Below are 19,995 nucleotides of genomic sequence, written 5' to 3'. Positions count from 1 at the left end.
TGGCACATGGCATGAGGCAGACATGACGGACCGAACAGTTCTCAAGATCAGCGGCTCAGATGCACGGGATTTCCTGCAAGGGCTAGTGAGCAATGATGTAACCAAGCTGGATCATGGGCTTGTCTACGCCGCAATGCTGACGCCGCAGGGCAAGTATCGCGCAGATTTCTTTCTGGTCCCCGATGGCGACGCCATACTGATGGATATTGCCACGTCTCTCGCGCCCGGGATCAAACAGGCTCTGATGATGTACAAGCTGCGTTCTGCCGTTGAAATTGAAGAGACCGATCGTCCCGTATCCCGCGGCCTGGGAATGCCCCCCGACGGCGCGTTTGCCGACCCACGCAACGACGCGATGGGTTGGCGCGGGTATGCCGGGCAGCCGGGAGACGACAGCGTGGATTGGGACGCCGTACGCGTCGCCGCCGCTGTGCCGGAAAGCGATGTGGAACTGACAGGGGACAGCTTTATCCTTGAGATGGATTTTGAACGCCTGAACGGCGTCGATTTCAAAAAAGGCTGTTTCGTCGGGCAAGAGGTCGTTGCGCGGATGAAGCACAAGACCACGCTGCGCAAAGGCTTGGCGCAACTATCTGTTAACGGTGCAGCCCCTGTGGGCACCGATATCTTGGCGGGGGACAAACCAGCCGGAACCTTGTTCACGCAAGCCGGCGGCAAAGGGCTTGCCTACCTGCGCTTTGATCGTGCCAATGGTGAGATGCACGCAGGCGACGCCGTCATCTCGTGGGACGACGCGCGATAGGCGCATGAAACGCCGCGCCCCGGCCGGATTGGTGGGGCATTTGGTGGTTTGAATGACTGTCGAAGAAGAAGCGGCGCCGCCCGTTTGGGTTTGACTGTTCCCTCATATATCCGCGATTCAACGCGCGACCTGTACTTGGGGGTGGCCCAAGCCTGTACGGAGACCGGTCTCTCATGATCAGCCTTCCAGCGTATGAGAGAATCTGTGTCACATGGTATTGCGGCATGGGAGTGACCCGTCCCGCACGGTGCGCACCGTGCGTGGTGTATGACGCTGCTACGGTTAACGACAGGACAACGGTGCGTTCGGGGCCAGGAATTATTGCACGCCATCGACAGGCTTGCTGACCCGAATAAGGTCCACATTTGCGCCAACAGCCGAAAACGCACCCGCAATGCGCGAGTTGAACGGATAATGCGTTGCCGTCCAGACAGGGATCCCCTGACCCACAATCCGGGCTTCCATCGCCGCGATCATCGCCGTGGCATGACCCGCCTTGCGATGCACCTCTGCGACAAAGATATGTTCAAGATATCCGCGCCTGACAGAGTGCCGAAACGCGTCTGCGGCTCGATTCTGAATAACAAACAGCGCATACGCGACCAGCGCGCCGTCAACCCGCACGCCAAGTGCAGCGCCGTCACTGTCGAAAAGCTGCGCCAGATGGTCGGCAAATTGGGAATCAGTTCCATCATCATGAAATCTGTCCGGCAATGCCGCAACATGATGCCGGTGCAGCGCCCGAAAGAGGGGCAGTATGTCGGGAATGTCATCTTTGGTCAGAGTATGCATCAAAAAGGCCTCCTGGCTGATGCCGGAGGCCTTGTTTATTCCTGTTGTCCCCCGGCGTTTCGGGGGGATGTGCGCGCGGGCCCCGAGGTCAGGCGCGCTCGGAATATTCCATAGTTTCGGTGTTTACGACGATCATCTCGTCCTGTCCCACAAATGGCGGCACCATTACCTTAACCCCATTATCCAGGATCGCCGGTTTAAAGCTGTTGGCGGCGGTCTGACCTTTGACGACCGGCTCGGTCTCTTCGATCTTGCAGGTGACCTTTTGCGGAAGCGATGCGTTCAGTGCCTCGGACTCGTGGAATTCAACGACGATGGTCATGCCGTCCTGCAGGAACGGGCGGCGTTCACCAAGAATGTCGGCGGGCAGTTCAACCTGATCGTAGGTCTCGGTGTCCATGAATACGAGCATGCCATCGGTCTCATAGAGAAACTGCATGTCCTTTTGCTCGAGCCGCACACGCTCGACCTTGTCGGCCGAGCGGAAGCGTTCATTCAGTTTCGACCCGTTGCGCAGGTTCTTCATTTCGACCTGAGCAAATGCGCCACCCTTGCCGGGCTTCACATGGTCGACCTTCACAGCGGCCCAGAGACCGTCATTGTGTTCCAGAACGTTACCGGGGCGGATTTCGTTACCGTTGATTTTGGGCATGGCAAAACTCTGTCAAAAGGTTGATCAAACGTTGACCGCCCCTATATCTGGGTGATGATACACTGTCCAGACAACCAGATTTCGCGCCGCACACCGGAGAAGCCATGCATCTTTTGCATAAAAGGTATGCAAATCTAGGGTATCCGAATCGTCTGGAATGCGCCATAAGCAGCTTCACGCCGGAAAACACAAGAGCAATAATCACAGGACGGATCATGAAAGATTTCGTTGACGGTACCGCCTTCAATGCAGAGCAAGGCAATCGCGCGCGCAAACTGTTTGCCGCCGTTGTGCTCGCCGCGTTGGATGACGCGATCGCAGATGACAAGAAATATGGCAACGGGCCTGAGCAGATTGCGCGTTGGGCGCGGTCCCGCGATGGGCGCGAGGTGCTCAGCTGCGCGGGCATCGACCCGAACGAGCGCGTTGTCTCGGGGCTGATGGAGTTCGTTGGCAAAGGTGTTCGTACTTCTGTTGCGCTGTCGCGCGAAGAGAGCGAGCGCCGCAATGCTGCTGCTCAACAGGCAGAAGCAGCCTAAACTGCTTCACATAAACGGAAAAACGCGTCCCTGGGGGCGCGTTTTCTGTTTTGTGAATGGTGCTAAGGGGTGTTTACCCAAAAACGCGCCGCGTTAGTCGAAATCCTGCGATATCAACATCCGATGGATTTCTCGGCGTACAAGTTTGCGCACGTTGCGCGTGATCCGTTCGCCAAGCGCGCCTTGCAGTTCCTGTCGCACGATATCAACAACCATCAGGCGCAGAGTTTCCTCGTCAATCTCAAGCGCTGGACCATGTTCTTCTTCAAGCGTCTGAAGCGCTGTGTCGGTCGGTCCAGGCTGTTGCTGCGCAGGCTCAGCCTCGGGTTCGGTCTGAGATTGATAGGTCTGCGGCTGTGGCCACGCGTCTTGTGCGTGCAGCACGTTTGATCCGGTCGCGACCGGCTCTTCTTCAACATGTTCAAACGGCGCGGCGTCAGGCCATGCCATCGGCTCTGTCGCGGCGGCCAGATCGTCAGCATCGGGACGATCACGCTCTTCTTCGAACTCTTCGCTGTCGCGAGCCACAAGTCGGCCAAGCGCTGCGACTTTGTCCTCAAGCGTTTGAGGTGGTTCGGGCGGCGTTTGGACCTCTGGTTCCGGATCGTGCATGTCGTCGTCTGGCACGTCCCAATACGTGTCCGCTGTCGCCTCATCCGTGCTTTCGTCACTGGCTGAGGTCTCAGCGGCCTCGTCTTCTGCTGCATCAAGGAAATCGTCGTAGCTATCGTCCGGCTCAACGTCAGACCAATCGAGGCTTTGCTCTTGATCAGCGTGATCGCCGGATGGCGCATATTCAGAGTCGTCTTCGGCCACATCGTCTTCTGACAGACCCAGTGCCGCGCTCACCTCTTCTTCGATCAGGCGATTCAGTTCGCTGCGGTCAGCGGTGTCTTCGTCGTCATTTGACCAGTCATCATCTTCTGCGGTCCAATCGTCGTCAGCCTCTGGTGCTTTGGTCTCTGGCTCTGGATACGTGTCAACTTCCGCCTGCGGCGCTTCGACCTCAGGATCAAAAGCATCGATATCTGGAAACGCGCCTTCGACCTCACCAAAATCAGCAAGTCGGGCATTGCCCGGGATTTCATCGATAGACCGCTCAGCAGGGTGATCTGGAACCGCGTTGATCGGCTGGGTCAGAAGAACGGGTTCGGATGGCGTTGTTTGTGCGGGTTCATCGTCTTTGACGCGCTGCGCCGCTGTCAGGACACGACGCCCCGGTTTCTCAGGCGCGCGCGCAGCAGGAGGCTTTCTTGTCTCTTCGGAGACAAGTTTACGAATTGACGTCAGAACGTCCTCAATTTCCACGTTTGTCACGGGATCAGACATGGTTCACCACTACTACCTCGGACGCAGAGTAGCTCGGCCGCGCGTTTCACACAACAGATGAGGAAAAACTTAGTTTTTTCCTAGTGACTTGAGAACACGGTCAAGCTGCTGGCCCTGCTTACTTTTCGGTATCGGGCCGTCTTTGACAAGGTTGTAATAGCTCACCGGGTCGTATTGCTGCACGTTGAGCCGCAAGTCCGTAGCCGTCAGTTGACCAATGGTCGACAGCACCCGGTACGCCGCAATGCCTTCGTCCACCTGTGCGGAAATCCGTGCAGACCGGGCGTTTAGCAATTCCTGCTCAGCGTTCAATACGTCCAATGTCGTCCGGGCACCCAAAGCCGCCTCTTCGCGCACGCCACGGAAGGCAACGGTTGCTGCACGCACCTGACGGTCGGTCGATTCCAGGCTGGCGCGAGCGATCCGTAGCTGCGCATAGGCGTTACCGACGTTCTGCGACACTTGGTCGATAACCTGATGCAACTGACCCCGGGCCGAGTCGCGATTCGCCATCGCCTGACGCACCAAGGAGGTCAGACGCCCACCCTGATAAATCGGGCCACCGGCCTCAATCCCAATGGAGCCCCCGCGCGTAAAGCGTTCAGAATCAAGGCCTTCCGTGACTGTCAGACGGCCCGCCAGACGCACCGTTGGCTTCATTGCAGCTTCGGCGCGAAGGATGTTCAATTCCGCAGCAGCAACCTGATGTTGAACCGATTTGACCTGTGGATGGCTGCGGACCGCCATCGCTTTGGCCGCATCCACCGAACCCGGTAGATTGGGTAAATTTGTCAGGGGATTAAGCCGGCCAGGCAAGCGCCCGACGATGGCCAGATACTGTTCACGTGCAACGGTCAACGCGCCCTCGGCTGCGGCCAGCTGGCTGCGCGACGCGGCAAGGCGCGCTTCGGCAAGAGAGGTGTCGGTGCGGGTGACTTCACCCACTTCGAACCGTTCCTGTGCCGCGCGCAATTCCTGGGTAATCAGACGTACGTTGTTTTCCCGCAAAGCCACGTTTTCAATCGCGCGTCGGACTTCGAGATAGGCTTCTACAGCGGACAAAAGCACCTGCTGTTCGATTGACACCAACTGTTGGCGTGTACCCAGAACCGCCTCTTTTGCAGTATCAATAGACAGCTTGTTCTGGCCGTTGTCGAACACTGTCAGTTCAGCAATCAGGCTGGCGGAAATCGTATTCGATACAGTATCAACAATGGTGTTGCTCGTTGACGCGCTGCGGGTTGTACCGAATTGGCGCGTCGCATCGGCCGACCACGAGATCACGGGCCGCAGCGCGGACATGGCTTGCGCGACATCTTCGTCAGCAGCACGAAGAACGGCGCGGTTCTGCTCAAGAAGTCCGCTGGTATTGTAGGCTCCGATCATGGCGTCGGCCAATGTCTCAGCCTTGGCCATGGGTGCCGCCACCGCAAGACCCAGCGCAACTGCGACCGCAGCCAGTTTCATCCGTTTCGCCATTCCTGCTGTCCCCTAAACCTGTCGATTTTTATCTATTGCGATGCTCGGCGCCTACAATGTGAAAGCGGCTTCCTTGGCAAACCCCGGCAACACTGGCGCCGACGCGTTGAACGCAAAGCGCCATGTCAGGTCACCATCAATCTTGTAGCCGATTCTGACAACGCCCAATGCCCCTTCCATAAAGAGACATCCAATCCGGCCACCTTCCTTGAGTTGATTAAGGATCGCATCAGGGACTTGTTCGACAGCCCCCTGAATGAGAATCACATCGTAGGGCCCGTGCTGAGACGCCCCTTCGGTCAGTGGCCCCACATGCAGAATGACATTGTCCGCCCCCTGTTCCGACAGGATGGTTTGCGCTTCACCGGCCAGCGTTTCGTCGTCTTCTACCGCAACCACCGCTTCGGCCATATGCGCCACAACCGCAGACGAATAGCCATAGCCCGCCCCGATATCGAGAACCAGTTCGTCGGCTTCTATATTCAACCCATCAAGGATTTTGCTCAGCGTGCGCGGCTCAAGCACCACGCGCCCGGGTGCAATTGGAACATTCTCGCTGATATACGCAGCTTCCGCCTGTTCGCGCGGCACATACAGTTCGCGCGGCACCGACAGCATCGCGTCGATGATCGGAAACTTGGTCACATCAGAAGGACGCACCTGCGTATCGACCATCATGGTCCGGCGGGCAGCAAAGTCTGTCATTGGCTAAACTCATCCGTTCAGTTTTCAGCTAGACTTCTGCCACAGCTGACCAGTTTCAGCAATGTGCAGAACGCGCGAAATACTGCCACATCCCGTATAGAATTAAACATACGGTATCGGCTTGATGCCCCCTAGAGCGAGAACTTGATTGTGAGCCCCACGCACATGTTACCAAACTTCAGAGCGTGACGGGGATGGGAGCCGCGCCGGGTCGCACCCTGCTGCCGCAGCATGGCAAATTACCGTGCAAGCGCGCCTCGAAGGGCGGGATAAATCGCAAGGTAGCGTGCGTAGATATCTTCGTATTCTTGAACAGCCTTTGGGTTTGGTTCGATCACCCGCCCTGGTTTCACCATCGCGGCAATCCCGTCGTCGATGCTCGCAAAGTGCCCCGCACCATGGGCAGCGAGAATTGCCGAGCCGAGGGTCGGCCCGTCTGTCGATTCAGGGATACGCACCGGGATCCCAGCCGTGTCAGCGTGGATTTGCATAAAGAGATCGGAGTTCGTTGCCCCTCCGCCCGCCACCATTTCGCTGCCCTCATAGCCGCCCTTGGCAAATGAATCCAAAATGGCGCGGGTGCCCATCGAAATGCCTTCTATGATCGCACGAAAGACGTGATGTGGCTCGTGCGCCAGTGTCAGACCGGTGATCGCACCCCGCGACTGGGCGTCGGTATAAGGGGTGCGGTTGCCCTGGAAATGGTCCTGCACGATCAGACCCTCGGACCCAGGGGGTAGCTCTGCCGCCTTGCGGTTCATCTCATCAAGATCCAAGTCGCCGCCGACAAAGCGGCGCAACCAGTTGATGATCGATCCTGTCGAGGTCTGTCCTCCTTCGATGATGTAGCGGTCTGGATAGACAATATCCGCATAGGCCCCCCACATGCCCGGCGCATGAAACGGCTGCTCCGTCACGCCGAATTGCAAATGCGACGACCCGGTGATCAGGCAAAGCTGCCCCGGCTTTGACACGCCCAGGCCGATCATCCCGATAAGCGCATCCGCCCCACCCTGCACCAGTTTGGTCCGCGTGCTCAGGCCCAACGACTCGGCGGCATCCGGCGTCAGGTTACCGACGACTTCACCGGGGGCTGCGACGCGCGAAGGCCACTTTTCAACCAAATCGCCCATGCCAAGGGCCGTCACGAGGCTTTCGGCCCAGCCACCATCGCGGTTGGCATAGTGCCAGCGCAAACCGACATTGTTGAGAGACGCGCAGCGTTCGCCCGTGAGGCGCAACGTCAGGTAATCCTGATATTCGCAAATCGTGGCTGCCGCATCATAGACATCGGGTTCGTTGCGCTTGATCCAGAGTGCCTTGGGAATCATCCATTCCGCCGATACCGGCCCCGCCCCATCTGAATTCAGGCGCAGACGGCTGTCGCCGGTGGCAAGCACCGCCTCGGCTTCTTTGTCAGCCCGCACATCCATCCACAACAAGGCCGGGCGCAGCGGCTTACCAGCCTTGTCCAAAGCAACAACTGTGCAGCAAGTGGTGGCATAGGCCATTGCCTCGATCTGGTCACCGGAAATCCCGGCCTCGGTCAGGCAGGCACGGGTCGCCTTGCATAGGCTTGTCCACCAATCCTCGGGGTTTTGTTCGGCCCGCGCGCCCGCAGAAAAGACCGTCTCATAGGGTTCGGCATGTGAAGCCAAGCACGTGCCGTGCACGTCATAAATCCGAACGCGCAGGCTTTCGGTGCCACCATCTGCTGCCAGAAAATATGCCAAAGTCCCGTCCTCCCTCAGTCAGTCTTATGCTTAAGTCACTGGGCCGCGATAATTGCCGCGACCTCCTCGGTTGCGTCCCAGTGCGGCATGTGTCCGGCCTCAACCATGTGGCAGGCCACTGCGGGCGGCAAGTGGAACGCGTGTTCGCGTGGAATGATCCGGTCAGCCAAACCAAAGACTGCCCGAACCGGCATCTGCGCGGCAAGCGTCCGCATCGGACCAATTGTATCAATGCGCTGGCTGTCGCCGCGCACCGCCGCATCAGCCAATGCGCAAAGTCGGTACCCTTTCAGGTCCTGCGCCAATGCATTAAGCGCTGCGCTGTCCAGCTGGGCCGCCTTAGTGCCCAACAGTCGCATCAGGTGTGCAAGCTCTCCAGCCCCGGGTGCCGATGCCATGCCGTTGAGGAACACGCCGTTGATGTCGATGCCGCATCCTGCCGGGGCAATCAACGTGACTTGGGCCACATTTGACGTGTCCTGCAACGCCGCTTTGACAGCCACATGCGCCCCGAGAGAATGGGCAACAAGGTGCACCGGTTCAGGCTGTCCTTGCAGGTCTGAAACCAGCCAATCCACCAGTGAACCAATATCTTCCGCATCGACCGTGTTGCGCCCGTGGCCGGGCAAATCTGGCGCATTGGTTTTAAGGCCCGCACGTTGCAAGACGGCGCGCAACGCTGCCCAGTTAGAGCCCAATCCGGCAAATCCGTGGACACAATAGACAGGTGCAGTCGCCGTGACGCCGGTGCGAACCACCCGCGTTGGCGCGGCTGCCCCCTCTAGGGCCCGGACATCATCGGCCTCAATCCGGCCGCGCCGCCCTGTACCGGTCACCTTATCAAGCGCGATCCCGTTTTGCTTAGCGATCCGCCGCGCCAATGGGGTCGCACGCAACCGAGACATCTCAGCCGAGCGGATTGGCTCCGATACTCGGTCCGGTGCGGGCTGTTCCGACGCGCCCGGCGCCTCACCCTGCGCGGCGTCCGGGCCACCGATCCCTTCCCATGTATCAACCGTTTCGATAACGGCGATCGGTGTGCCTACCTCAACCACATCGCCTGCCGCAACAAGCGTTTCCACCAGGGTACCATCCCCAAGCGCGGGATATTCGACCATGGTTTTGTCGGTCTCGACCTCAAGCAAAGGATCGCCCCGTTTAAAGCTCTGGCCGGGCTCCACCAGCCATTCGGCGATGGTGCCCTCGTCCATCGTCTCGCCCAAGCGCGGCATCGGCAAGGTCAGTTTGGTAGAACTGCTCATGCGAACATCTTTTTGGCTGTCTCGACGATAAGTTCAGGTGTGGGTACTGAATTTTGCTCTAGCAAAGGTGAGACCGAGATCGGGATGTCCTCGCCTGCAACACGCACCACCGGGTCTTCGAGGAAGTCGAAGCATTCTTCCGTGACCCGCGCCGATAGTTCGGCTGCAACACCCGAGGTCATCACCCCTTCAGACACCACCATCGCCCGTCCAGCAGCTTCGACCAGCGGACGGATCGTATCGAAATCCAACGGATTGAGCGTGCGCAGATCAACGACGGTGACCTCGATCCCATGTGACGCCGCCAAGGTCTCAGCCGCCGCCAGCGCAAAATGCACCTGCCGCGAATACGTGACAATCACGAGGTCGGCCCCCTTGCGCAACACTTTGGCCTTGCCCCAACTTGCCGGCTCTGCATCGGGATCAAGGCTGCCCTTCATCGTATAAAGCCCTTTGTGCTCGATAAAGACCACCGGATCGGGCTGTCGCAGGGATTGCCGCAAAAGATGATACGCGTCTTCGACTGTTGCAGGCATGGCAAGGCGCAAACCCGGCGTGTGCATCACATAGCCTTCAAGGCTTTGGCTGTGTTGTGCCCCGGCTGACCGACCTGTGCCGCCCTGCGTTCGCAGAACCATCGGCACACCGATCTGACCACCGAACATGTAGCGAATCTTGGCCGCTTGATTGGCCAGTTGGTCCATCGTCATCCCGATGAAATCCACATACATCAGCTCGGCCACCGGACGCAGACCCGTCATGGCCGCCCCAACGGCCGCACCGACAATGGCTGGCTCTGAAATCGGGGTATCGATCACGCGCTCTGCGCCAAACTCTTTGATCAGGTCTTTGGTGACCCCATAGGCTCCGCCATAGCGGCCCACCTCTTCGCCCATGACAATGACGCTGTCATCGGCGGTCATCGCTTCGGTCAAAGCCAGACGCAACGCGTCGCGATAGGTTGTTTCCTGCACAGCCATTGTCACACCTCCTGCGCAAGAACGCGGTCAAGACGGGTGCGCACAGGTTCGGGTTCAGGCTGGGACGGATCGTAGACATCGCGGAACATGGATTGCATCTGCGGTTCTTTCCCGGCGACGGCAAAGTCAATCGACGCGTCCATTTCACCGGCCACTTTTTCGTCAAGTGCATCAAGGTCTACATCCGACATCAACCCGCTTGATGCCAGCTTGTCGCGTGCCCGAAGAACCGGGTCTTTCTTGCGGCCCTGTTCCTCTTCCGCCTCATCGCGATACGGGGATTTGTCTTTGCGGGCATGGCCAAAAAACCGGTAGCAATCGACCGCCAAAAACGCGGGTTTGCCCTCTCGCGCGCCGTCAATCAGTTCGGCCGCGGCATCCGACACATCTTCAACCTCAAGTCCGTCAACAGTGCGCGCCGCCAGACCAAACGCCGCTGCGCGTTCATGCAGGTTCGGGTTGGCCGTCGCTTGGTCGATGCGTGTTCCCATACCGTATTGGTTGTTGATGCAGACGAACATCACCGGCAATTTCCAAAGCGCGGCCATGTTCATACTTTCATACAGAATGCCCTGCCCGGTCGCGCCATCGCCAAAAAACGCCACCGAAATCGCGCCGTTCTTCTTGTGCCGTGCCGACAGGCCTGCGCCTACAACAGCCGGTATGCCGCCGCCGACAATGGCGTTGGCACCGAGGTGACCAAGCCCCATGTCTGCAATGTGCATAGAGCCGCCCTTGCCATGGCAATAGCCGCTTTCCTTGCCTGCAATCTCGGCCATCATCCGGTTCGGATCAGCCCCTCGCGCAAGAAAAATACCGTGCCCCCGGTGATGCGTTGTGAACGTATCGCCATCGCGCATCTGGGCACAGACTCCTACTGCAGCGCTTTCCTCACCAATCGATAAGTGCAACATTGAACCCGCAGATTGCCCACGCACGAACAGCTCTCCGACACGCTCTTCAAAGGTTCGCACGCGGCGCATGTCTTCGTACAGCTGCGGCAGCGAAGTGTTCTTCATACTGGTGGTCTCCCGGGTTCCGTCAGATGAGGCCGTATTGACGCGCTTTGTTGCGCAAGAAGGGTAAACCGTTTTCCATTACCTCGGCCTCGCCCGAGGCAACGGGGCGCCAGACGGACAGCCCAACAGCGATCTCGGGTGGCATATTGATAAAGCTCTCCATCGCCAGACCGCCCTTGAACCCAACCGCCCTCAAGGCGCTGAAAATCTCGTCCCACGCGATGGTGCCTGCACCGGGCGTGCCGCGGTCAGACTCGGACAAATGTATGTACCTCAGGTGCTCGCGTGCATCGATGATGCCTTGCGCGATGCCCTTTTCCTCGATGTTCATATGATACGTGTCGAGATGAACAAACATGTTGTCCACACCGATCCGCTCAATCATTTCAACTGCTTGCCAGCCGGTGTTCAACAGGTGCGTCTCATAGCGGTTGACCGGTTCAATACCGAACAAAAGCCCAAGCGATTTGGCATGTTTGGCAGCGCGGCCCAGCGCATCGGCAACGTTGTCCAACTCGGCTTGCGTCGGCGGCTGGCCCGACCGTTCTCCGATCCCGCCATAGACGACGCCTGACAGTGCCTCTGCCCCCATAGCTGCGCATTTATTCAAAGCCTCGGTGAGGAAACCAACCGCACCATCTGGATTTTGCGACGCCCAGAATTCTTGCGGCAGCCCCAGCGAACAGACAGCGCGCATCTGGGCTGCCTCAAGCACCCTGCGGCTGTGGGCGGCGTCTACGTTGGGTGGATCAAGCAAGGCGATCTCAAGGAAATCCATGCCATAGGACTTGGCCTTTGCCACCGCCTTTTCGCATCCCGGTTGGTCCCATGTCATGGTCCACATGCTGGTATGTACGCCAAACCCTTCCATCACACTCTCCGGTCTTCACTGGCGGACAGCAGCGCGACGGCCAGACCTTCATCCACCAACAGTTTTTTCACAAATCCAGCCCGCAAAACTGCGAGTGTCGCGGTCAGTTTTCCCGCCCCACCGGCAAGCAAAACAGTGTCCATGTCTTCCATGTCTGAGGGCTGCACACAGGGTGTACAACGGTTCAGTTCGATATCCGCGACAGTGCCGTCTGACCTATAGAAAACGCCACAGCAGTCTCCAACCACGTCGGCATCACGCAGTTCTTGGATTTGCTCGGCGCTGAAGATGTCACTGTCGAAAAGGATGGCCCCTTCGCAGCATTCGCCAACGCTCATCAAGGCGTGATCAGCGCCACGCGCGACATCAATGGCGTCTCGGACCAGGCGCTGTGAAAGAATGTTCTCACAGGCCTGTGCGCTGTCAGCCACAAATGGCGCCGGCAGCAGAATTGCTCGTCCACCGGTCTGCGCGGCCAGCCGAACGCAAACATCGCCCGGTGCGGTGTGCGATGCATAGGTCACCGACCCCATCAAAGACACAAAGGTCAGATCGGAGTTGCGGACACCCGTCAGATTGTCGGCCATGGACGACAAGGTACGCCCCCAGCCAAGTCCCACGGTTACCGGTGTGTCGGAGCTGGCGATCCGTGCAAGATACCCGCTGGCCAAAATCGCCACCGAGTTGCGGGCTATCTCGTCATCATCCTTTGCACTCTCGACAGGCGCAACTTGTGCTTCTTGCAGGCTGAACGCCTCGACCAGCTTATCGGCCAAGGCAAGCGTGCGTGCCGTGCGATGCTCGACAGAGATTCGAACGAGACCTTGTTCTCGAGCATCTGCCAGCATCCGCAGCACCTTGAAGCGCGAAACACCAAGCCGTTTGCTGACCTCTTGCTGACTTAGATTGCCAACGTAATACAGCCACGCCGCCTGCGCGATATCGTCATCGGGATGGCGTTTGTGCATCAGCATTGACTACCATGTTCCTCCCAAAATCCTGCGACAAAGTGGCTTGACCCCGGGTGAAGCATTTATATAGTCACAAACGTGCAGTCAATGCACAAGTGTTAGAAGCACAGTTTGTGGTAAGGTAAAAATTCCACCTAAATCTGTGCAATGTCACGATTTTTTCTGCAGCGACGGTTGATCCGTTCGCGTGGATAGCGACCCGCTTCGACGGGCAAAGGGAGGAAAACAATGAAAACGAAATTCAAACTCTTGGCGAGCGCAGCAATTGCCTCGACGGCGTTTCTCGGCACACAGGCCGTTGCGGATGGCCATTCGAAGAATATCGCAACAGTGGTCAAGATCGCTGGCATTCAATGGTTCAACCGCATGGAAGAAGGCGTGAACAAATTCGCCGAGGAATCCGGCATGAATGCGTTTCAGGTTGGTCCAGCCCAAGCCGACCCGCAACAACAGGTTGCCCTGATCGAAGACATGATTGCACAAGGCGTAGACGCGCTGGCCGTGGTGCCGATGTCCCCCGAGGCGCTGGAACCCGTTCTTGGCCGCGCCATGGAAGCTGGCATTGCCGTCATCACCCACGAAGCGGCAGCTCAGCAGAACACGACATATGACCTCGAAGCGTTCGTGAACGAAGACTTCGGTGCAAACCTTATGGAGCAATTGGCCACCTGCATGGGCGGCGAAGGTGAGTACGCGGTTTTTGTCGGCTCGCTGACCTCGCAGACGCATAACCAGTGGGTGGATGGAGCGATTGCCCATCAGGAAGCCAACTATCCCAACATGACACTGGTTGGTGACAAGAACGAAACGTTTGACGATGCCGAACAGGCCTACACCAAAACGCAGGAAGTCCTGCGCGCCTTCCCGAACATCAAAGGCATGCAGGGATCGGCCTCGACGGACGTTGCCGGCATTGGTCGCGCCATCGAAGAGCGTGGCATGGAAGATGGCACATGCGTCTTTGGCACGTCCCTGCCCTCGATCGCGGGCCAGTACCTTGAGACCGGCGCCGTTGATGGCATCGGCTTCTGGGATCCGGCTGTTGCAGGCGAAGCCATGAACAAGCTGGCCGTCATGGTCATGAATGGCGAGACAGTGACGGATGGCATGGACCTTGGTCTGCCTGGCTATGAAAGCGTGTCGCTGGACGGAAAGGTCATCTTTGGACAAGCGTGGGTCAACGTGAACAAGGACAACATGGGCGACTACCCGTTCTGATCCTTCCACATCTGGGGGCGGCTGTTTGGTCGCCCCCGTTTTCTGAATACTCTCAAATCAAGTTGGTTGTTCATGTCCTCTGACCATGACACCGCGTTTATCGACCTGCGTGCGATCACCAAGCGGTATGCAGGCGTCACAGCGCTCGACTCTGTCGATTTCACTGTCCAGCCCGGAGAAGCGGTCTGTCTGGCCGGGGAAAACGGCTCTGGGAAATCGACCCTTATCAAAATAATTTCCGGTGTTGAGCCCGCTACAGAGGGCTCTATTCGCATCGCAGGGCAGGAACGCACATCGCTGAACCCGCGTATATCGGCGGCAGCCGGTGTCATGGTGATCTTTCAGGATTTCTCACTGTTTCCGAACCTAAGCGTGGCTGAAAATATCGCGTTTGCCACCCAGCTTTCGACGCATCAGCGCTTTTTCAAATCAGCCGCCGTGCGCGATATTGCCCGCGCAGCGCTTGATCGGATTGGGGTCGAAATTGAACTTGATGCTCGGGTTGAATCGCTGCCCGTCGCGCAAAAGCAGCTGGTTGCGATTTGCCGTGCACTGGCCTCGCAGGCGCAGCTGATTATCATGGACGAACCGACCACCGCTCTGACCGAAAAAGAAGTACGCCGCCTGCAAGGCATCATCCGGATGCTCAAGGAAGAAGGCGTTGCCGTGATCTTTGTCAGCCACAAACTGGCCGAGGTGCTGGAAGTGTCGGAAAAGGTCGTCGTGCTGCGTAACGGCAAAAAGGTAGCCGAAGGTCCGGCGTCAGACTTCGACACCCAATCCCTGACCTATCACATGACCGGGCGTGACGTGCCCGAAGTGCCGCCCAGTGACGTGATCGCAGGTGCGCAGACGTTGATGCAGGTCACAGGTCTGAGCAAGGAAGGGTCGTTTTCAGATATCAATTTCGATCTTAAAACCGGCGAGGTGCTGGGCATCACCGGGCTTTTGGGATGCGGCCGCACATCAGTCGCCAAAGCGCTGTTCGGTCTGGTTGCACCAGATGCAGGCAGCATCTCGATTGACGGCACACCAGTTGCCCTTGGTGATCCGCAAGCGGCATCCATGGCACGGATCGGCTACGTTCCCGAAGACCGCCTGACCGAAGGCCTGTTCCTCAGCCAATCCATTTTGCGCAATGTCGCCGTCGGACGGCTTGATGCGCACACGAGTGGTGGGTTCCTCAATATGAGCGGGCTCGCCGATGAAGCGTCTAACTGGCTCAAGAAGCTTAGGGTCAAAGCACCGGATGTAAACGCACCGGTGCAATCCCTATCAGGCGGCAACCAACAGCGTGTGGCTTTGGCGCGCTGGCTGTCCCGCGCGCCACGAGTGTTGATCCTGAACGGGCCCAGCGTCGGTGTCGATGTGGGCTCCAAGGCCGACATCCACGACATCATCCGCGACCTCTCGGGTCAGGGGATCGGGATTATCGTTATTTCGGATGACCTGCCGGAACTGCTGGCCACCTGCCACCGCATTCTTGTCATGCGCGACGGTCGGATCATCGACGCGCTTGATGGAAAATCTGTGACCGAAGATGATCTCGCGCAGAGGTTGGCATCATGAGCAATTGGCTTCCCAAGGATTTCTGGACCCGAAACGAAACACTTGTTGCCGGAGTGATCGCGCTCTTTTGCATCGTGGCCACGTTGTCTGATCCTCGGTTCTTCACAATCACCACCGTGTCCGACCTGCTGCGCGCCTCTATCGTCATCGGCATTCTGGCCGTTGGTGCGATGCTGGTGCTGGTATCCGGCGGGATTGATGTGAGTTTCACAGCCATCGCGGTCTTTGCAATGTATGCGTCAACGGTGCTCTTTCTGGCCATATGGCCAGAGGCGCCATGGCCTTTGATTTTTGCGGTTTCCGTTGTGTTCGGAGCGCTTTTGGGCGCGTTTAACGGCTGCTTTCTCGCCTATCTGGGATTGCCGACACTGATCGTGACCCTTGGCACCCTGTCGATCTTCCGGGGGTTTCTCCTGACCTTTATCGGCTCGCAGCGCATCTCTGACCTGCCGCCGGCCATGCGCGATTTTTCGCGTGGCGTGATCGCTCGTGGGACAACCGAGGCAGGCAATTTCTATTCGATCCCATGGGCCGCACTGGCACTGTTGTTCGTGATTGTCCTGACATGGTTCATCCTCAAGAAAACCATGCTGGGCCGGTCAATCTATGCCATCGGCGGATCGGTCGAAAGCGCCCGTCGGATTGGCATCAACGTGAAATGGACGCAGTTTTTCGTCTATGTCTATGTCGGTGCTCTGGCGGGATTGGCAGGCATTATCCATGGCTCGGTCGGACGCATGGCCGACCCGTTCTCGCTCGTGGGGCTGGAACTGTCGGTAATCGCAGCTGTGGTGTTGGGCGGCGCCCGGCTTATCGGTGGCTACGGCACGTTGACAGGCACGCTTCTTGGCGTAGCGCTTATCGTCATCGTTCAGAACAGCCTGATTGTCATCGGCATTCCAACCACCTGGCAATCCGTCACGATCGGCATCCTGATCCTTTTGGGCACAGGCGTTCCAGCCTACCGCGCCAAGCAGGCGGCAGCACGAGCAGGGTAAGACAGATATGACAACGCAAACCACTTCACGCGACATCACCTCTGCACCGGAATTCCGGTTGATGGTCATCGCTGTCTTTGTCTTCGGACTGATGGCGGTGCTGTCACCTGACCGGTTCCTGTCGGCACAAAACCTGACCTCGATGGCCTTTCAGTTCCCCGAATTCGCCATTCTAGCCTTGGCCATGACGATCACCATGATGACGGGCGGGATCGACCTGTCGGTCGTCGGGGTCGCCAACCTGTCGGCGGTGGTGGCGGCGCTGATCCTTACGCAGTTTTCGGATCCGTCCATGCCGGCCTCGCAATCTGCGGTGTGGCTGGCCTTTGCGGTCTCGGCGGCGATGTGTATCGGCGCGGTTGCGGGGCTTTTGAACGGCGCGCTGGTGGCTTTTTTCGGCCTGCCGCCCATTCTGGCGACGCTGGGATCGGGCCTTGTGTTTACAGGCTTTGCCATTGCCATGACGGGCGGCAGCGCGGTGATGGGGTTTCCCGACACCGTGGCGCTGATCGGCAATTCACAAATCATAGGCATTCCGGTGCCGCTGATCCTGTTTGCGGTTCTGGCGGTTGTACTACACCTTATCCTGACGCGTACCGCATTCGGATTGCGCGTCACCATGTATGGCGCGAACCCACTGGCGGCTCTTTATGCTGCCATCGACATCAACCGCATGCTGCTCAAGGTCTATGTGATTGCTGGCATGTTTTCGTCCGTGGCGGGCCTTATCATTATGAGCCGCGCCAATTCAGCAAAGGCCGACTATGGGTCGTCCTATTTGCTGCTTGCCGTCCTGATCGCGGTTTTGGGCGGCGTGAACCCCTATGGCGGCTATGGGCGGGTGATTGGTGTCGTGCTGGCCGTTTTGTCGATGCAATTCCTGTCTAGCGGGTTGAACATGCTGCAGGTTTCAAATTTTGCACGAGAACTGATCTGGGGTGTGCTGCTGATCATCGTGATGGTTATCAACACCAATGCCCTGAGCGCCGTGCGCAGCAGCTTGAAGCCGTCAAAATAAAGAAAACCCCTGACCGGGAGGAGGACAAAATGAAAAAGATCCTGAACAATCCAGAGGCCTATGTCGACGAGATGCTGGAAGGCATGATCGCCGCCCATCCCGAATACTACCGTCTGCACGGTGACAGCGGCAAAGTCGTGGCCCGTGCGACGGCAGGCAAAGATGGCAAGGTCGGGATCGTCACGGGCGGCGGGTCGGGCCACCTGCCTGTCTTTACCGGCTATGTCGGCGCAGGCCTTCTGGACGCCTGCGCAATTGGTGACGTGTTTGCCTCGCCGTCAGCTGAACAGATGGCCGACGCGATCCGTGCCGCCGACAGCGGCGCGGGTGTGCTGCGGCTCTATGGCAACTATGGCGGCGACGTCATGAACTTTGACATGGCCGGAGAGCTTGTCGAATTCGAGGACATCACCTGTTCAACCGTTCTGCTGGCCGATGACGTGGCCTCTGCCCCGCCCGAAGAAGCCGAAAAACGCCGCGGCGTCGCGGGTATGGTCTATGCATTCAAAATGGCCGGGGCCGCTGCCGAGGAGGGTCGCGACCTTGATGCCGTGACAGCCGTCGCGCAAAAGGCTGCCGACGCATGCCGGTCTATCGGCGCTGCACTATCACCCTGCACCGTGCCACAGGCCGGCAAGCCGACTTTCGAGATCGCCGATGACGAGATGGAAATGGGCATGGGGATCCATGGTGAACCCGGCGTCTGGCGCGGCAAGTTGCAGACCGCAGACCAGATCGCAGGCGAGATGATGGACCGCCTTTTTGCGGACATGCCCATCGCCAACGGTGACCGCGTTTCGGTGATGGTGAACTCTCTTGGCGCAACACCGCCCGAGGAGCTCTACATTCTTTACCGGACGGTAAAATCCCGGCTTGAAGGTGCAGGCGCCACGATCGTTATGCCGCTGGTGGGTCGCTATGCGACATCAATGGAGATGGCAGGTGTGTCCTTCACCCTGTGCAAACTTGATGACGAATTGGAAGCCTTGCTTAACGCCCCCTGCGATTGCGCGTTCTGGAGGGTTGGATGACCATCACCCACGATATGCTCTTGGCCGCAGTGGATCGGATCACGGCGGCCATGGAGCGCGACTTTGATATGCTCAACACCGCTGACGGCGCACTGGGTGACGGAGACCTTGGCGTCACTATGACCCGGGGCATGCGTGCAATCAGTGCCATGAAGGATGACCTGCCCGATGACATCGGCATGGCTTTGTTTCAATGTGCAAAAGCCTTTACCAAATCGTCCGGGTCGTCCTACGGCACGCTGATGGCCACAGGCCTGATGAGCGCCGCGAAAACCATGCGCGGTCAGGATCACATCGACGCGGCCGCAGTGTCGGATCTCATCGCTGGCGCTCGGGATAAGATGCAAGAGCGGGGCAAAGCCGAGCTTGGTGGTAAAACTGTGCTCGACAGCCTGGATTACGTGGCACGTGCCACCGCCGGGGCAGACGAAATGGCCAATGCCGCTGCCCAAGCCGTCGATCAGGCGCTCGACGATTTCCGCGACAAACCCGCCACCGTGGGCCGAGCCCGGATCTTTGGCGAAAAAAGCATCGGCATGGACGATCCCGGCATGCTCGCGATGCAATCAGTGGTGAAGGCAGCGGTAGGCCAATAGCGGCTGGCGTCTGGTGTACGAACATGCGTGCCGTCTGGGCAAAGCGCCGATGAGGTTGAAGACGATCGGTGGCGCCTGCGCGCCACCGGATACATTTTAGGCGGCACGTTCAGTGCGTGTTTTCGTTAGCTCAAGCGCGGCAGTTGCAGCCTCTTGTCCCTTTTTCACAAAGTTTTGGCGGAAGATCGCATTGTGATGTTCCGTGTCTTGATATTGATGGGGCGTCAGTGAAACGGACAAAATTGGTATGCCAGTTTTCAATCCGGCTTGCATCAAACCATTGACCACTGCCTGTGCCACGAACTCGTGTCGGTAGATTCCTCCATCGACAACGAAAGCTGCCGCGATGATTGCACCATAGCGACCTGAACCTGCCAATTCTTGCGCAAGCAACGGCATTTCGAATGCACCTGGAACGTCAAAAATATCTACGCTTTGTTTCGGAATTTCCTGAAGAAATCCCACCAATG

At 58.2% G+C, this 19,995-nt stretch carries 20 protein-coding genes; 8 read left to right on the top strand and 12 right to left on the bottom strand.

Features of this window, described 5'->3' with window-relative positions:
- The first annotated feature begins 22 nt into the window (after nt 1–22).
- Nucleotides 23–763: a CAF17-like 4Fe-4S cluster assembly/insertion protein YgfZ gene (gene ygfZ, locus ACTG4M_RS11870; RefSeq protein WP_439123874.1), complete on the top strand. Its 741-nt coding sequence runs from the start codon at nt 23–25 to the stop codon at nt 761–763.
- A gap of 318 nt (nt 764–1,081) precedes the next feature.
- Here the strand turns inward: ygfZ and ACTG4M_RS11865 are convergent, their stop codons facing one another.
- Together ACTG4M_RS11865 and efp are read right to left on the bottom strand one after the other, a co-directional pair.
- A complete protein-coding gene (locus ACTG4M_RS11865; RefSeq protein WP_439123873.1) occupies nt 1,082–1,555 on the bottom strand; it encodes a GNAT family N-acetyltransferase in 474 nt (157 codons plus the stop codon).
- An 88-nt stretch (nt 1,556–1,643) separates the two neighbouring features.
- Nucleotides 1,644–2,207, bottom strand: coding sequence for an elongation factor P (efp, locus tag ACTG4M_RS11860; RefSeq protein WP_439123872.1), 564 nt, complete (start codon nt 2,205–2,207; stop codon nt 1,644–1,646).
- 215 nt (nt 2,208–2,422) lie between these two features.
- On the opposite strand from efp, the gene ACTG4M_RS11855 reads away from it, so the two are divergent.
- On the top strand, nt 2,423–2,746 hold the full coding sequence (locus ACTG4M_RS11855; RefSeq protein ID WP_247080892.1) for a DUF6280 family protein: 324 nt from the start codon (nt 2,423–2,425) through the stop codon (nt 2,744–2,746).
- A 93-nt stretch (nt 2,747–2,839) separates the two neighbouring features.
- Here ACTG4M_RS11855 and ACTG4M_RS11850 read toward each other — a convergent pair whose 3' ends face one another.
- From ACTG4M_RS11850 to ACTG4M_RS11810, 9 genes are all read right to left on the bottom strand, one after another.
- The gene (locus ACTG4M_RS11850; RefSeq protein ID WP_439123871.1) at nt 2,840–4,075 is read right to left on the bottom strand and encodes a hypothetical protein; all 1,236 of its coding nucleotides are present in this window, start codon (nt 4,073–4,075) and stop codon (nt 2,840–2,842) included.
- Between the two features lie 69 nt (nt 4,076–4,144).
- A complete protein-coding gene (locus tag ACTG4M_RS11845; RefSeq protein WP_439123870.1) occupies nt 4,145–5,554 on the bottom strand; it encodes a TolC family outer membrane protein in 1,410 nt (469 codons plus the stop codon).
- A 51-nt stretch (nt 5,555–5,605) separates the two neighbouring features.
- On the bottom strand, nt 5,606–6,259 hold the full coding sequence (locus ACTG4M_RS11840) for a protein-L-isoaspartate O-methyltransferase family protein (protein ID WP_439123869.1): 654 nt from the start codon (nt 6,257–6,259) through the stop codon (nt 5,606–5,608).
- A 239-nt stretch (nt 6,260–6,498) separates the two neighbouring features.
- Nucleotides 6,499–7,992, bottom strand: coding sequence for an FGGY-family carbohydrate kinase (locus ACTG4M_RS11835; protein ID WP_439123868.1), 1,494 nt, complete (start codon nt 7,990–7,992; stop codon nt 6,499–6,501).
- Nucleotides 7,993–8,027: 35 nt separating this feature from the next.
- A complete protein-coding gene (locus ACTG4M_RS11830; protein ID WP_439123867.1) occupies nt 8,028–9,254 on the bottom strand; it encodes an acetoin dehydrogenase dihydrolipoyllysine-residue acetyltransferase subunit in 1,227 nt (408 codons plus the stop codon).
- Nucleotides 9,251–10,234, bottom strand: coding sequence for an alpha-ketoacid dehydrogenase subunit beta (locus ACTG4M_RS11825; protein WP_439123866.1), 984 nt, complete (start codon nt 10,232–10,234; stop codon nt 9,251–9,253). Before ACTG4M_RS11825 ends, ACTG4M_RS11830 begins: the two co-directional genes overlap by 4 nt.
- 2 nt (nt 10,235–10,236) lie before the next feature.
- The gene (locus ACTG4M_RS11820; protein ID WP_439123865.1) at nt 10,237–11,253 is read right to left on the bottom strand and encodes a thiamine pyrophosphate-dependent dehydrogenase E1 component subunit alpha; all 1,017 of its coding nucleotides are present in this window, start codon (nt 11,251–11,253) and stop codon (nt 10,237–10,239) included.
- Nucleotides 11,254–11,275: 22 nt separating this feature from the next.
- Nucleotides 11,276–12,088, bottom strand: coding sequence for a sugar phosphate isomerase/epimerase family protein (locus ACTG4M_RS11815; RefSeq protein WP_439123864.1), 813 nt, complete (start codon nt 12,086–12,088; stop codon nt 11,276–11,278).
- Nucleotides 12,089–12,123: 35 nt separating this feature from the next.
- Nucleotides 12,124–13,098 carry a sugar-binding transcriptional regulator gene (locus ACTG4M_RS11810; protein WP_439123863.1) on the bottom strand — a complete coding sequence of 325 codons (975 nt, stop codon included), beginning with the start codon at nt 13,096–13,098 and terminating at the stop codon, nt 12,124–12,126.
- 225 nt (nt 13,099–13,323) lie between these two features.
- On the opposite strand from ACTG4M_RS11810, the gene ACTG4M_RS11805 reads away from it, so the two are divergent.
- The 6 genes from ACTG4M_RS11805 to ACTG4M_RS11780 all read left to right on the top strand — a co-directional run bounded on the left by ACTG4M_RS11805 (nt 13,324) and on the right by ACTG4M_RS11780 (nt 19,525).
- Nucleotides 13,324–14,313 carry an autoinducer 2 ABC transporter substrate-binding protein gene (locus tag ACTG4M_RS11805; protein ID WP_439123862.1) on the top strand — a complete coding sequence of 330 codons (990 nt, stop codon included), beginning with the start codon at nt 13,324–13,326 and terminating at the stop codon, nt 14,311–14,313.
- A 72-nt stretch (nt 14,314–14,385) separates the two neighbouring features.
- Complete coding sequence (locus tag ACTG4M_RS11800) at nt 14,386–15,882, top strand: sugar ABC transporter ATP-binding protein (protein ID WP_439123861.1); 1,497 nt, start codon at nt 14,386–14,388, stop codon at nt 15,880–15,882.
- Nucleotides 15,879–16,880: an ABC transporter permease gene (locus tag ACTG4M_RS11795; RefSeq protein ID WP_439123860.1), complete on the top strand. Its 1,002-nt coding sequence runs from the start codon at nt 15,879–15,881 to the stop codon at nt 16,878–16,880. The genes ACTG4M_RS11800 and ACTG4M_RS11795 overlap by 4 nt, the downstream gene beginning before the upstream one ends.
- A 7-nt stretch (nt 16,881–16,887) precedes the next feature.
- Nucleotides 16,888–17,898: an ABC transporter permease gene (locus tag ACTG4M_RS11790; protein ID WP_439123859.1), complete on the top strand. Its 1,011-nt coding sequence runs from the start codon at nt 16,888–16,890 to the stop codon at nt 17,896–17,898.
- A gap of 29 nt (nt 17,899–17,927) precedes the next feature.
- Nucleotides 17,928–18,929, top strand: coding sequence for a dihydroxyacetone kinase subunit DhaK (locus ACTG4M_RS11785; RefSeq protein WP_439123858.1), 1,002 nt, complete (start codon nt 17,928–17,930; stop codon nt 18,927–18,929).
- Nucleotides 18,926–19,525 carry a dihydroxyacetone kinase subunit L gene (locus ACTG4M_RS11780; protein ID WP_439123857.1) on the top strand — a complete coding sequence of 200 codons (600 nt, stop codon included), beginning with the start codon at nt 18,926–18,928 and terminating at the stop codon, nt 19,523–19,525. The genes ACTG4M_RS11785 and ACTG4M_RS11780 overlap by 4 nt, the downstream gene beginning before the upstream one ends.
- Nucleotides 19,526–19,621: 96 nt before the next feature.
- On the opposite strand, the gene ACTG4M_RS11775 is transcribed toward ACTG4M_RS11780, so the two are convergent.
- Nucleotides 19,622–19,995: 6,7-dimethyl-8-ribityllumazine synthase (locus ACTG4M_RS11775; protein ID WP_439123856.1), on the bottom strand; the 374-nt coding region annotated here is incomplete at its 5' end.

This window comes from Marivita sp. (genome assembly GCF_965656765.1).
GTDB lineage: Bacteria > Pseudomonadota > Alphaproteobacteria > Rhodobacterales > Rhodobacteraceae > Marivita.
The sequence above is the reverse complement of the archived record's forward strand: the minus strand, read 5'-3'. Positions and strand labels throughout refer to the sequence as shown.

What these genes read in the sequence shown, in the direction of transcription:
- ACTG4M_RS11820 (WP_439123865.1), bottom strand. Translation starts at nt 11,253, where the DNA reads ATGAAGAACACTTCGCTGCCGCAGCTGTACGAAGACATGCGCCGCGTG.
- ACTG4M_RS11855 (WP_247080892.1), top strand. Translation starts at nt 2,423, where the DNA reads ATGAAAGATTTCGTTGACGGTACCGCCTTCAATGCAGAGCAAGGCAAT.
- ACTG4M_RS11780 (WP_439123857.1), top strand. Translation starts at nt 18,926, where the DNA reads ATGACCATCACCCACGATATGCTCTTGGCCGCAGTGGATCGGATCACG.
- ACTG4M_RS11865 (WP_439123873.1), bottom strand. Translation starts at nt 1,555, where the DNA reads ATGCATACTCTGACCAAAGATGACATTCCCGACATACTGCCCCTCTTT.
- ACTG4M_RS11840 (WP_439123869.1), bottom strand. Translation starts at nt 6,259, where the DNA reads ATGACAGACTTTGCTGCCCGCCGGACCATGATGGTCGATACGCAGGTG.
- efp (WP_439123872.1), bottom strand. Translation starts at nt 2,207, where the DNA reads ATGCCCAAAATCAACGGTAACGAAATCCGCCCCGGTAACGTTCTGGAA.
- ACTG4M_RS11800 (WP_439123861.1), top strand. Translation starts at nt 14,386, where the DNA reads ATGTCCTCTGACCATGACACCGCGTTTATCGACCTGCGTGCGATCACC.
- ACTG4M_RS11850 (WP_439123871.1), bottom strand. Translation starts at nt 4,075, where the DNA reads ATGTCTGATCCCGTGACAAACGTGGAAATTGAGGACGTTCTGACGTCA.
- ACTG4M_RS11815 (WP_439123864.1), bottom strand. Translation starts at nt 12,088, where the DNA reads ATGACATGGGACCAACCGGGATGCGAAAAGGCGGTGGCAAAGGCCAAG.
- ACTG4M_RS11830 (WP_439123867.1), bottom strand. Translation starts at nt 9,254, where the DNA reads ATGAGCAGTTCTACCAAACTGACCTTGCCGATGCCGCGCTTGGGCGAG.
- ACTG4M_RS11795 (WP_439123860.1), top strand. Translation starts at nt 15,879, where the DNA reads ATGAGCAATTGGCTTCCCAAGGATTTCTGGACCCGAAACGAAACACTT.
- ACTG4M_RS11805 (WP_439123862.1), top strand. Translation starts at nt 13,324, where the DNA reads ATGAAAACGAAATTCAAACTCTTGGCGAGCGCAGCAATTGCCTCGACG.
- ACTG4M_RS11825 (WP_439123866.1), bottom strand. Translation starts at nt 10,234, where the DNA reads ATGGCTGTGCAGGAAACAACCTATCGCGACGCGTTGCGTCTGGCTTTG.
- ACTG4M_RS11845 (WP_439123870.1), bottom strand. Translation starts at nt 5,554, where the DNA reads ATGGCGAAACGGATGAAACTGGCTGCGGTCGCAGTTGCGCTGGGTCTT.
- ACTG4M_RS11790 (WP_439123859.1), top strand. Translation starts at nt 16,888, where the DNA reads ATGACAACGCAAACCACTTCACGCGACATCACCTCTGCACCGGAATTC.
- ACTG4M_RS11785 (WP_439123858.1), top strand. Translation starts at nt 17,928, where the DNA reads ATGAAAAAGATCCTGAACAATCCAGAGGCCTATGTCGACGAGATGCTG.
- ACTG4M_RS11810 (WP_439123863.1), bottom strand. Translation starts at nt 13,098, where the DNA reads ATGCTGATGCACAAACGCCATCCCGATGACGATATCGCGCAGGCGGCG.
- ygfZ (WP_439123874.1), top strand. Translation starts at nt 23, where the DNA reads ATGACGGACCGAACAGTTCTCAAGATCAGCGGCTCAGATGCACGGGAT.